Origin of the sequence: Pseudomonas sp. W4I3 (genome assembly GCF_030816195.1) — a bacterium.
Taxonomy (GTDB): domain Bacteria; phylum Pseudomonadota; class Gammaproteobacteria; order Pseudomonadales; family Pseudomonadaceae; genus Aquipseudomonas.
Genome location: NZ_JAUSXS010000001.1, coordinates 6,038,698 through 6,049,274, shown reverse-complemented (window position 1 = coordinate 6,049,274; position 10,577 = coordinate 6,038,698). Strand labels below are relative to the sequence as shown.

The 10,577-nt window shown below is 55.3% G+C and carries 10 protein-coding genes and 4 tRNA genes; all 14 read left to right on the top strand.

Annotated features, from left to right (window positions below):
• Window positions 1-109 precede the first annotated feature (109 nt).
• The 14 genes from birA (at window position 110) to rpoB (ending at window position 10,565) form a co-directional block, all read left to right on the top strand.
• The gene (gene birA, locus QF045_RS27660) at window positions 110-1,069 is read left to right on the top strand and encodes a bifunctional biotin--[acetyl-CoA-carboxylase] ligase/biotin operon repressor BirA (RefSeq protein WP_306494828.1); all 960 of its coding nucleotides are present in this window, start codon (window positions 110-112) and stop codon (window positions 1,067-1,069) included.
• Entirely contained in the window at window positions 1,059-1,808 is a 750-nt protein-coding gene (locus tag QF045_RS27655; protein WP_306494827.1) for a pantothenate kinase, read from the top strand. Before birA ends, QF045_RS27655 begins: the two co-directional genes overlap by 11 nt.
• 7 nt (window positions 1,809-1,815) lie before the next feature.
• Window positions 1,816-2,262 carry a hypothetical protein gene (locus tag QF045_RS27650; RefSeq protein ID WP_306494826.1) on the top strand — a complete coding sequence of 149 codons (447 nt, stop codon included), beginning with the start codon at window positions 1,816-1,818 and terminating at the stop codon, window positions 2,260-2,262.
• Between the two features lie 142 nt (window positions 2,263-2,404).
• A tRNA-Tyr gene (locus QF045_RS27645) sits at window positions 2,405-2,489 on the top strand.
• Window positions 2,490-2,513: 24 nt separating this feature from the next.
• Window positions 2,514-2,587 (top strand) — tRNA-Gly (locus tag QF045_RS27640).
• Window positions 2,588-2,613: 26 nt separating this feature from the next.
• Window positions 2,614-2,689, top strand: a tRNA-Thr gene (locus QF045_RS27635).
• A gap of 163 nt (window positions 2,690-2,852) precedes the next feature.
• Window positions 2,853-2,928: transfer RNA gene (locus tag QF045_RS27630), tRNA-Trp, on the top strand.
• Between the two features lie 45 nt (window positions 2,929-2,973).
• Window positions 2,974-3,342, top strand: coding sequence for a preprotein translocase subunit SecE (secE, locus tag QF045_RS27625; RefSeq protein WP_005791990.1), 369 nt, complete (start codon window positions 2,974-2,976; stop codon window positions 3,340-3,342).
• Window positions 3,343-3,351: 9 nt separating this feature from the next.
• Entirely contained in the window at window positions 3,352-3,885 is a 534-nt protein-coding gene (nusG, locus tag QF045_RS27620) for a transcription termination/antitermination protein NusG (RefSeq protein WP_003176436.1), read from the top strand.
• A gap of 116 nt (window positions 3,886-4,001) precedes the next feature.
• Entirely contained in the window at window positions 4,002-4,433 is a 432-nt protein-coding gene (gene rplK, locus QF045_RS27615; protein ID WP_003176435.1) for a 50S ribosomal protein L11, read from the top strand.
• Window positions 4,433-5,128: a 50S ribosomal protein L1 gene (gene rplA, locus QF045_RS27610; protein ID WP_028618134.1), complete on the top strand. Its 696-nt coding sequence runs from the start codon at window positions 4,433-4,435 to the stop codon at window positions 5,126-5,128. The genes rplK and rplA overlap by 1 nt, the downstream gene beginning before the upstream one ends.
• A 199-nt stretch (window positions 5,129-5,327) precedes the next feature.
• Window positions 5,328-5,828 carry a 50S ribosomal protein L10 gene (gene rplJ, locus QF045_RS27605; RefSeq protein ID WP_306494825.1) on the top strand — a complete coding sequence of 167 codons (501 nt, stop codon included), beginning with the start codon at window positions 5,328-5,330 and terminating at the stop codon, window positions 5,826-5,828.
• Window positions 5,829-5,906: 78 nt separating this feature from the next.
• Window positions 5,907-6,272 (top strand): 50S ribosomal protein L7/L12, encoded by a 366-nt coding sequence (gene rplL, locus QF045_RS27600; RefSeq protein ID WP_003176432.1) that lies wholly within the window; start codon window positions 5,907-5,909, stop codon window positions 6,270-6,272.
• A gap of 219 nt (window positions 6,273-6,491) precedes the next feature.
• Complete coding sequence (rpoB, locus tag QF045_RS27595) at window positions 6,492-10,565, top strand: DNA-directed RNA polymerase subunit beta (RefSeq protein ID WP_124388410.1); 4,074 nt, start codon at window positions 6,492-6,494, stop codon at window positions 10,563-10,565.
• The last annotated feature ends 12 nt before the right edge of the window (window positions 10,566-10,577 follow it).

Genomic DNA, 10,577 nt, shown 5'->3' with positions numbered 1-10,577 from the left:
TGGTCGAAAAATACCGATAGCATTCATCACCCCTGATGGCGCGCGGCCTTTCTATGCAATGCCTCTTCGCATGGCTATCATGCGTGCCTCATTGTGAGGCGATACCTGCATGCTTACGCTGTTAGAACTCTTGAAAGATGGCCGATTCCATTCCGGAGAGGCGCTGGGGGTAGCCCTTGGTGTCAGCCGCAGCGCTGTGTGGAAGCAGCTTCAGCTTCTTGAAGCAGAATTGAATCTACCTATTCATAAAGTGCGGGGTAAGGGTTACCGGTTAGCATCTCCGCTGGTGTTTCTGAATGCGCAAGAAATATCGCGAAGTGCGCCCTCATTGCAGTGGCCTATTCACATATACGACTCGATTGACTCCACTAACGCAGAGGCGTTGCGCTTGGTTGGTATTGCGCAGGCGGCGCCGTTCCTGGTGCTGTCTGAGCAGCAGATGGCCGGGCGGGGCAGGCGCGGTCGAAAGTGGGTCAGCCCATTCGCCCAAAACATCTATTACAGTCTTGTGCTGCGTATTGAGGATGGCCTCCGGCAATTGGAGGGGCTGAGTCTTGTTGTTGGCTTAGCGGTCATCCAGGCCTTGCGAGCGGCGGGTGTTCAGGGCGCCGTATTGAAATGGCCAAATGACGTATTGGTCGGACGAAAGAAAATCGCTGGAATATTGCTGGAGCTGATGGGAGATCCGGCAGATATCTGTCATGTGGTTGTCGGAATCGGCGTCAACGTGAATATGCAGAAAGCTGATGAGGTTGACCAGCAATGGACGTCGGTGCAGCTTGAAACGGGGGCTGCCGCTGACCGTAACGCCCTAGTAGCTCAGGTTGGCTTGCAGCTCCAGCACTACCTGGATCGGCACAGGGAGTCTGGCTTTGCGGCTCTCCAGGAAGAATGGGAGCAAAATCATGCGTGGCAAGGTCAGGCGGTATCGCTCATCGCAGGTGTGAATCGTGTTGATGGGGTGGTACTTGGTGTTGATCTTCAAGGAGCGTTGCGCTTGAGCGTTGACGGTGTTGAAAAAACATACAGCGGTGGTGAGTTAAGCCTGAGGTTGCGTGATGATTCTTGAGCTCGACTGTGGGAATAGCTTTATAAAATGGCGAGTCCTTGATATCGATAGGGCGGATGCTTTTGCCGAAGGCGTCGTCGGTTCGAATACCGCGTTGATTGAGAGTCTGAATGCGGTGCCAGATATTTTGCTGACGCGTTGCCGGTTGGTGAGTGTTCGCGCTCTGGAGGAAACAAGCAAGCTGGTCGAGGTATTGATTGAGGCTTTTGGCGTTACTGTTTCATGCGCTACGTCAGCGATGGAAATGGCCGGCGTCCGAAACGGTTATGACGATTTTGAGCGGCTTGGCCTTGATCGTTGGCTGGCGATCCTTGGTGGCCACAAATTAGCGCCAGGCGCTTGTCTGGTGCTGGATTTTGGTACTGCGGCGACTGCAGACTTCATTGGTGCCGATGGCGAGCATTTGGGCGGCTTCATTTGCCCTGGCCTACCTCTTATGCGCAACCAGCTGCGCACGCATACACGCAAGATACGCTACGACGATGCTGCTGCTGAGCGCGCTATGGAGTGTCTTTCGCCTGGGCGTACGACTGCCGAGGCGGTCGAGCGTGGCTGTACGCTGATGCTGAGGGGGTTTGTACTGACCCAGATTGAGCTCGCCAGGGGCTATTGGGGCGATGACTTCACAGTATTCCTGACAGGCGGAGATGCTGATCTGGTTTTCGACGCTGTGCCGCAGGCGCGGCTTGTTCCGGATCTGGTATTCATTGGTCTGGCAATGGCGTGTCCTTTGCCCTGAGGTGCTTATGCGTTGGTTGTTTCTGCTTCTACTGATCCTCAACGTCTTCTATTACATATGGCATCAGCAAGAGGCGCCGCTGCGCGCCAAGGACGTCACTCCTCTGAGTCTTTATCGTGGTTCCCAGCAAGACATCAGGTTGCTGAGTGAATCTTCCGACGCAATGGCTCGAAGGGATCGGCCGAAAGCGTCTGATGCTCAAAATACCTGCTTGTACATTGGCGGGTTCAGCGATCAGCGTCAGGCGCGAACTGTCGAGCAGCGCCTCACCAGCCTGGATATAAAGGTCAAGGTTCAATTGCTGAACACGGCTGAGGCTGGCGGTTACTGGCTTCGCGTGGCCCCAGAAAGCAGGCGCCTGGCGGATGATCTGCCCTTTGAAAACCTTGCTAAGGAATTCAATGAGTTAAAACATAAAATAATGCTGTGCGAAGGCATTGCAACTCTCGAATAGTTTGCATAGAATGGCGCCCGCTTCGCAGTGAAGACCTCTAGAGGGCTTTGGTGGGAAGCGACGTCAATGCAGCTAACCTCATAATTTAAATGAGAAAATGCTTGACAGAAGGTCGGCGTGATGTAAAATGCCGGCTCGCTTAGGAGGGGTTCCCGAGCGGCCAAAGGGATCAGACTGTAAATCTGACGTCTACGACTTCGAAGGTTCGAATCCTTCCCCCTCCACCATTTTTAGCGTGAGCTGCAAGCTCCGCGGGTATAGTTTAGTGGTAGAACCTCAGCCTTCCAAGCTGATGATGCGGGTTCGATTCCCGCTACCCGCTCCAAGTTTGCAGGTTGTGCAAGGTGTTTCGCTCTTGTAGCTCAGTTGGTAGAGCACACCCTTGGTAAGGGTGAGGTCAGCGGTTCAAATCCGCTCAAGAGCTCCATATGACAAGGCAGATATGAGAATATCTGCCTTTGTTTTAACAGCTGCCTCGGCTTGTATCGTGTTGTTTCTGGCGCTGGCCGTCAGTTGATTTCAAGTCTGTTGGGGTTGGTTGTTGTAAAGTCTTTTTCGGGCCTGCATAATGGTCGGCCTGATTTTGTTTTAGGTCAGTAGCTCAATTGGCAGAGCGACGGTCTCCAAAACCGTAGGTTGGGGGTTCGATTCCCTCCTGACCTGCCAGATTCACGTGGTGTATCTGGCTTTCTTTTCACAGGATCTTCATAGATGACTCCTAAGGCTGAAGCTCAAAGCTCTCGTTTCGATCTGTTCAAGTGGCTCGCTGTAGTCGCCTTGGTGGTCGTAGGCGTTGTTGGCAATCAGTACTATTCTGCTTCGCCGATCCTGTACCGTGTCCTCGCTTTGCTTGCTCTTGCTGCTGTAGCTGCCTTTGTAGGCCTGCAGACTGCTAAAGGCAAGTCTTTCGCGGTCCTGGTAAAGGAAGCTCGCACCGAAATTCGTAAAGTCGTTTGGCCGACTCGCCAAGAAACCACGCAGACCACATTGATTGTCGTGGCTGTTGTTCTGGTTATGGCGTTGCTGTTGTGGGGGCTTGATTCCCTGCTCGGCTGGCTTGTTTCCTTGATTGTTGGCTAAGGGTGTCCCGTGGCTAAGCGTTGGTACGTTGTGCATGCTTACTCGGGTTACGAGAAGCATGTTATGCGCTCTTTGCTGGAGCGCGTAAAGCTGGCAGGCATGGAAGATGGCTTCGGCGAAATTCTGGTTCCCACTGAAGAAGTGGTTGAAATGCGGAATGGCCAGAAGCGCAAGAGTGAACGTAAGTTCTTCCCTGGCTACGTGCTGGTACAGATGGACATGAACGAAGGTACTTGGCACTTGGTCAAGGATACTCCTCGTGTCATGGGCTTCATTGGCGGTACCGCTGATAAGCCTGCGCCGATCACTGATAAAGAAGCAGAAGCAATTCTGCGTCGTGTTGCTGACGGTAGCGACAAGCCTAAGCCGAAGACGTTGTTCGAGCCGGGTGAGGTTGTTCGTGTCACGGATGGTCCGTTCGCTGATTTCAACGGCACCGTCGAAGAAGTTAACTACGAAAAGAGCCGGATCCAAGTGGCGGTGCTCATTTTCGGTCGCTCTACTCCGGTAGAGTTGGAGTTCAGTCAGGTCGAAAAGGTCTAGCTGAGCAAGCATCCCAACCCCGCAGCCTAGGCTGTGGGGTTTTGTCGTCACTGGGATAAACGCGCAAGTAACCGGGGAGCCTTTCGAGGCGCTTGAACCCGTAATTGGAGTGCCTCATGGCCAAGAAGATTACCGCTTACATCAAGCTGCAAGTGAAGGCCGCTCAGGCCAACCCTAGTCCACCCGTCGGTCCAGCTCTGGGTCAGCACGGCGTGAACATCATGGAATTCTGCAAGGCCTTCAACGCCCGTACTCAGGGTCTTGAGCCAGGTCTGCCGACTCCAGTGATCATCACTGTATACAGCGACCGTAGCTTCACTTTCGAAACCAAGTCGACTCCGGCTTCGGTTCTTCTGAAGAAAGCTGCTGGTCTGACTAGCGGTTCCGCTCGTCCGAACACCGTTAAGGTTGGCACTGTGACTCGTGCTCAGCTGGAAGAAATCGCGAAAACCAAAAACGCGGATCTGACTGCAGCTGATATGGATGCAGCCGTGCGTACCATCGCCGGTTCTGCTCGTAGCATGGGCCTTAACGTGGAGGGTGTGTAATGGCTAAGCTGACCAAGCGCCAAAAGGCTATCGCCGGCAAAATCGAAGCAGGCAAGTCCTACAGCTTTGTAGACGCTGCTGCCCTGCTGACCGAGCTGTCGACTGTCAAGTTCAGCGAGTCTGTTGACGTTGCTGTGAACCTGGGTGTTGACCCGCGTAAATCCGACCAGGTCGTTCGTAGCGCTACTGTGCTGCCACACGGCACTGGCAAGACTGTACGTGTTGCTGTCTTCACCCAAGGCCCGGCAGCTGAAGCTGCTCTGGCTGCCGGCGCTGATCGCGTTGGCATGGACGACCTGGCTGCCGAAATGAAAGGCGGCGACCTGAACTATGACGTCGTTATTGCTTCCCCGGATGCAATGCGTGTTGTAGGTCAGTTGGGTCAGATCCTCGGTCCACGCGGCCTGATGCCTAACCCTAAAGTCGGCACCGTAACGCCAGACGTAGCTACCGCGGTTAAAAACGCCAAGGCTGGTCAGGTTCGTTATCGCACCGACAAAAACGGCATCATCCACACCTCCGTTGGCAAGGTCGGCTTTGATGCCGTCAAGCTGAAGGAAAACGTTGAAGCACTGATCGCTGATCTGAAGCGTATCAAGCCTGCTTCCTCGAAAGGTATCTACGTCAAGCGCGTTACCCTGAGCACCACTATGGGCCCAGGTCTGGTCATCGACCAAGGCTCGCTGGACGTATAAGACACAAGTTGGCGCAAGTGATTGCGCCAATTGAAAGATTGGGGTCCCTGCCTGGCGGGGGCTATCCAAGACCGTAGGCGACGCAAGTCTTAAACCAACAAGCCTACGCAGATGGTGCTCCCGGTTCCTTACCGAATCAGACACCAAAACGACATCAGGCCTAGGCCGGATGAAACGGTAACAAGCAGGAGTTAAACCCGTGGCAATTAATCTCGAAGACAAGAAGGCCATCGTCGCTGAAGTCAACGAGGCTGCCAAAGCTGCTCTGTCCGCTGTCGTGGCTGATGCCCGTGGTGTGACAGTAAGCGCTATGACCGGACTCCGTAAAGAGGCTCGTGAAGCTGGCGTTTACGTACGTGTTGTACGTAACACCTTGCTCAAGCGCGCTGTTGCTGACACTGAATACAGTGTTCTCAATGACGTGTTCACCGGCCCGACTCTGATCGCGTTTTCCAAAGACCATCCAGGCGCTGCTGCCCGTTTGTTCAAGGAATTTGCCAAGAGTCAGGATAAGTTCGAGATCAAGGCAGCTGCGTTCGAGGGCAAGTTCCTCGCAGCTAACCAAATCGACGTACTGGCAACACTGCCGACCCGCGACGAAGCCATTTCGCAGCTGATGAGCGTGATTCAAGGCGCTACCAGCAAGCTGGCTCGTACTCTGGCTGCAGTTCGCGAGCAAAAAGAAGCTGCCGCAGCCTAAGGCTGATCAACTTCTCTCGCGTATTTTTGTTTATTTCGATGGCCGCGTAGGCCGTCCCCCAATTCAGGAAATACAGCAATGTCTATCTCCCAAGACGATATCCTCAACGCCGTAGCTGAAATGTCGGTTCTGCAGGTTGTTGAGCTGATCAAAGCTTTCGAAGAAAAATTCGGCGTTTCCGCTGCCGCTGCTTCCGCTGGCCCAGCTGTTGCTGCTGTCGCTGCTGAAGAGCAAACCGAATTCAACGTCATGCTGCTGGAAGCTGGCGAGAAGAAAGTAAACGTGATCAAGGCAGTACGTGAACTGACCGGTCTGGGCCTGAAAGAAGCCAAGGCTGTAGTTGACGGCGCTCCTGCCCAGGTTCTGGAAGCAGTGTCGAAAGACGCCGCTGACAAAGCCAAAGCTACTCTGGAAGAAGCAGGCGCTAAAGTCGAGCTGAAGTAAGCATCGACCTTGCGTCTCCAGCCCAAGCTTTAAGCTGAAGGCTGATGGCTGGTGGCTCTTGCCACCGGCCTTTTTCCGTTCTTGGCTGACGACTCGGTCGCCGCCATTAACGCGCTGTAGCCACCCGATGCGGTGGTGCAAACCATGGGGTTTGCAAGATTTTCTGGCTGCTCCCGTCGGGAGGGCCAAACAAGCAGGTGACCAAGCTGGGGAACGCTGATGGCTTACTCATATACTGAGAAAAAACGTATCCGCAAGGACTTTAGCAAGTTGCCGGACGTCATGGATGTCCCGTACCTTCTGGCTATCCAGCTGGATTCGTATCGTGAATTCTTGCAGGCGGGAGCGACCAAAGATCAGTTCCGCGACGTGGGCCTGCATGCGGCCTTCAAATCCGTTTTCCCGATCATCAGCTACTCCGGCAATGCTGCGCTGGAGTACGTCGGTTATCGCCTGGGCGAACCGGCATTTGATGTCAAAGAATGCGTGTTGCGCGGTGTTACGTACGCCGTACCTTTGCGGGTAAAAGTCCGTCTGATCATTTTCGACAAAGAATCGTCGAACAAAGCGATCAAGGACATCAAAGAGCAAGAAGTCTACATGGGCGAAATCCCACTGATGACTGAAAACGGCACCTTCGTTATCAACGGTACCGAGCGCGTAATCGTTTCCCAGCTGCACCGTTCCCCGGGCGTGTTCTTCGATCACGACCGCGGCAAGACGCACAGCTCCGGTAAGCTCCTGTACTCCGCGCGGATCATTCCGTACCGCGGTTCGTGGTTGGACTTCGAGTTCGACCCCAAAGACTGCGTGTTTGTGCGTATCGACCGTCGTCGCAAGCTGCCGGCCTCGGTACTGCTGCGCGCGCTCGGCTATACCACCGAGCAAGTGCTGGACGCCTTCTACACCACCAACGTATTCAGCCTGAAGGATGAAACCCTCAAGCTGGAGCTGATTGCTTCGCGTCTGCGTGGTGAAATTGCCGTCCTGGACATCCAGGATGAGAAGGGCAAGGTCATTGTTGAAGCTGGCCGCCGTATCACCGCGCGCCACATCAACCAGATTGAAAAAGCTGGTCTGAAAGAGTTGGAAGTGCCGCTGGACTACGTCCTGGGTCGCACGACCGCCAAGGTCATCGTTCACCCGGCTACAGGCGAAATCCTGGCTGAGTGCAACACCGAGCTGAACACCGAGATCCTGGCCAAAATCGCCAAGGCCCAGGTCGTTCGCATCGAGACCCTGTACACCAACGACATCGACTGCGGTCCGTTCATCTCCGACACGCTGAAGATCGACTCCACCAGCAACCAATTGGAAGCGCTGGTCGAGATCTATCGCATGATGCGTCCGGGTGAGCCGCCAACCAAAGACGCTGCCGAGACCCTGTTCAACAACCTGTTCTTCAGCCCTGAGCGCTATGACCTGTCTGCGGTCGGCCGGATGAAGTTCAACCGTCGTATCGGTCGTACCGAAATCGAAGGTTCGGGCGTGCTGTGCAAGGAAGACATCGTCGCGGTACTGAAGACCCTGGTCGACATCCGTAACGGCAAAGGCATTGTCGATGACATCGACCACCTGGGTAACCGTCGTGTTCGCTGCGTAGGCGAAATGGCCGAGAACCAGTTCCGCGTTGGCCTGGTACGTGTTGAGCGTGCGGTCAAAGAGCGTCTGTCGATGGCTGAAAGCGAAGGCCTGATGCCGCAAGACCTGATCAACGCCAAGCCAGTGGCTGCAGCGGTGAAAGAGTTCTTCGGTTCCAGCCAGCTCTCGCAGTTCATGGACCAGAACAACCCGCTCTCCGAGATCACCCACAAGCGCCGTGTCTCTGCACTGGGCCCTGGCGGTCTTACCCGTGAGCGCGCTGGCTTTGAAGTTCGTGACGTACACCCGACGCACTACGGTCGTGTTTGCCCGATCGAAACGCCGGAAGGTCCGAACATCGGTCTGATCAACTCCCTGGCCGCTTATGCGCGCACCAACCAGTACGGCTTCCTCGAAAGCCCGTACCGTGTGGTGAAAGAGGGTCTGGTCACCGACGAGATCGTATTCCTGTCCGCCATCGAAGAAGCTGATCACGTGATCGCTCAGGCTTCGGCCACGATGAACGACAAGAAAGTCCTGATCGACGAACTGGTAGCTGTTCGTCACTTGAACGAGTTCACCGTCAAGGCGCCGGAAGACGTCACCTTGATGGACGTTTCGCCCAAGCAGGTAGTTTCGGTTGCAGCGTCGCTGATCCCGTTCCTGGAGCACGATGACGCCAACCGTGCGTTGATGGGTTCCAACATGCAGCGTCAAGCTGTACCGACCCTGCGCGCCGACAAGCCGCTGGTAGGTACCGGCATGGAGCGTAACGTAGCCCGTGACTCCGGCGTTTGCGTCGTGGCTCGTCGTGGTGGCGTGATCGACTCCGTGGATGCCAGCCGTATCGTGGTGCGTGTTGCCGATGACGAAGTTGAGACTGGCGAAGCCGGTGTCGACATCTACAACCTGACCAAATACACCCGTTCGAACCAGAACACCTGCATCAACCAGCGTCCGCTGGTGCGTAAGGGTGACCGCGTTCAGCGTAGCGACATCATGGCCGACGGCCCGTCCACCGACATGGGTGAGCTGGCACTGGGTCAGAACATGCGCATCGCGTTCATGGCCTGGAACGGTTACAACTTCGAAGACTCCATCTGCCTGTCGGAACGAGTTGTTCAAGAAGATCGCTTTACCACGATCCACATCCAGGAACTCACCTGTGTGGCGCGTGACACCAAGCTTGGGCCTGAGGAAATCACTGCAGACATCCCGAACGTGGGTGAAGCTGCACTGAACAAACTGGACGAAGCCGGTATCGTTTATGTAGGTGCTGAAGTTGGCGCTGGCGACATTCTGGTCGGTAAGGTCACTCCGAAAGGCGAGACCCAACTGACTCCGGAAGAGAAGCTGCTGCGTGCCATCTTCGGTGAAAAAGCCAGCGACGTTAAAGACACCTCCCTGCGTGTACCTACCGGTACCAAGGGTACTGTCATCGACGTACAGGTCTTCACCCGTGACGGCGTTGAGCGTGATGCTCGTGCACTGTCCATCGAGAAGACTCAACTCGACGAGATCCGCAAGGACCTGAACGAAGAGTTCCGTATCGTTGAGGGCGCGACCTTCGAACGTCTGCGTTCCGCTTTGGTAGGTCACAAGGCTGAAGGCGGCGCAGGTCTGAAGAAAGGTCAGGACATCACCGACGAAATCCTCGACGGTCTTGAGCACGGCCAGTGGTTCAAACTGCGCATGGCTGAAGATGCTCTGAACGAGCAGCTCGAGAAGGCTCAGGCCTACATCGTTGATCGCCGCCGTCTGCTGGACGACAAGTTCGAAGACAAGAAGCGCAAACTGCAGCAGGGCGATGACCTGGCTCCAGGCGTGCTGAAAATCGTCAAGGTTTACCTGGCAATCCGTCGCCGCATCCAGCCGGGCGACAAGATGGCCGGTCGTCACGGTAACAAGGGTGTGGTCTCCGTGATCATGCCGGTTGAAGACATGCCGCACGATGCCAATGGCACTCCGGTCGACGTTGTCCTCAACCCGTTGGGCGTACCTTCGCGTATGAACGTCGGTCAGATCCTCGAAACCCACCTGGGCCTCGCGGCCAAAGGTCTGGGCGAAAAGATCAACCGTATGATCGAAGAGCAGCGCAAGGTCGCTGACCTGCGTAAGTTCCTGCACGAGATCTACAACGAGATCGGCGGTCGCAACGAAGAGCTGGACACCTTCTCCGACCAGGAAATCCTGGATCTGGCGAAGAACCTGCGCGGCGGCGTTCCAATGGCTACCCCGGTGTTCGACGGTGCCAAGGAAAGCGAAATCAAGGCCATGCTGAAACTGGCAGACCTGCCGGAAAGCGGCCAGATGCAGCTGTTCGACGGCCGTACCGGCAACAAGTTTGAGCGCCCGGTTACTGTTGGCTACATGTACATGCTGAAGCTGAACCACTTGGTAGACGACAAGATGCACGCTCGTTCTACCGGTTCGTACAGCCTGGTTACCCAGCAGCCGCTGGGTGGTAAGGCTCAGTTCGGTGGTCAGCGTTTCGGGGAGATGGAGGTCTGGGCACTGGAAGCATACGGTGCTGCATACACTCTGCAAGAAATGCTCACAGTGAAGTCGGACGATGTGAACGGCCGTACCAAGATGTACAAAAACATCGTGGACGGCGATCACCGTATGGAGCCGGGCATGCCCGAGTCCTTCAACGTGTTGATCAAAGAAATTCGTTCCCTCGGCATCGATATCGATCTGGAAACCGAATAACACGTGACGCGA